Source organism: Phocaeicola sp. RTP21198st1_B8_RTP21198_201120, from assembly GCF_040929485.1.
In the GTDB taxonomy this organism is placed as follows: Bacteria; Bacteroidota; Bacteroidia; order Bacteroidales; family Bacteroidaceae; genus Phocaeicola; species Phocaeicola dorei.
On sequence record NZ_JBCOCI010000410.1, the window covers coordinates 1 to 1,246 of the forward strand.

General features: G+C 44.3%; 2 protein-coding genes. One reads left to right on the forward strand and one right to left on the reverse strand.

The features are described from left to right. On the reverse strand, positions 1-624 hold a 624-nt coding region (locus AB5935_RS26795; RefSeq protein WP_368327956.1), incomplete at its 3' end, for a DUF2723 domain-containing protein. Positions 625-669: 45 nt separating this feature from the next. On the opposite strand from AB5935_RS26795, the gene AB5935_RS26800 reads away from it, so the two are divergent. After that, positions 670-1,212, forward strand: coding sequence for an RNA polymerase sigma-70 factor (locus tag AB5935_RS26800; protein ID WP_004324196.1), 543 nt, complete (start codon positions 670-672; stop codon positions 1,210-1,212). Positions 1,213-1,246: the final 34 nt, after the last annotated feature.

Below are 1,246 nucleotides of genomic sequence, written 5' to 3' on the forward strand. Positions count from 1 at the left end.
CAGTACGATGGCGGGCAGACAAAGCAAGTTCAGCAAGTGAACACCGATACTCAATCCCGTCAGATAGGCGATGAGGATAATCCAGCGGTCGCTATGAGGCTGGTCGGCCACGTCTTCCCATTTCAGAATCAGCCAGAAAACAACAGCGGTAAACAGGGAGGAGAAGGCATATACTTCACCTTCCACGGCCGAGAACCAGAATGTGTCACTGAATGTATAAACCAGTGCACCGATCAGTCCGCTACCCATCACTGTGATAAGCTGTCCTTTGGTGATATTGTTTTCGTCAGTGATAATCAGTTTGCGTACCAGATGGGTGATGCTCCAGAAAAGGAACAAAATACAGGCGCCACTCATGAGGGCACTCATGTAATTCACCATTTTAGCAACAGTTGTTACGTCGGAAGCAAATTGAGAAAACAGATTCGCCACTAGCATGAAGAAAGGTGCGCCGGGCGGGTGTCCGACTTCCAGTTTATAGCCGGTGGTTATGAACTCCGGGCAATCCCAGAAACTTGCGGTCGGTTCTATTGTCAGGCAGTAGACGGTTGCCGCAATGATGAATGTAAGCCAACCCGTAAGGAATTTGTTTTTTCTTCTGTCAGACTGACCTAAAGTCTTGATTTATTTTTCTACTTTTGCTTACTGACAACAAATGCTTGTGAAGTAATGGACAAAGACATAACACTGGAACAAGAATTCGATCTGGTCTTCAAGGCACATTATTCGCTGGTGAAGAATTTCGCATTGATGCTCCTTAAATCGGGGCAGGACGCGGATGATATAGCACAGGACGTTTTCACGCGACTATGGGCCAAACCGCAGATTTGGCAGGATAACCCCGGGATAGATAAATATATCTATGCTATGACCAAACATGCTATTTTTGATTTTCTTAAGCATAAGCGCATAGAACGGTCTTACCAACAGGCACAGATGGAAGAAAGTCTTTTCAAGGATTTGTCTCCGTCGGGTGATACACTGGACGCTATCTATTATAAAGAAATACAATTAGCTCTGCAAATGGCTGTCGAACAATTCCCCGAGCGGCGCCGGCTGATCTTTGAGATGAGCCGTATTCAGGGAATGAGTAATCTGGAAATAGCGGAAAAGCTTGATATTTCAGTGCGTACCGTAGAGCGTCAAATCTATCTCTCTCTGGTTGAATTAAAAAAAATCGTATATATTTTATTTTTTCTTCATTTCATTTGAGTAGTCTTCGCATTTGTGTCGTGCTATATATGTA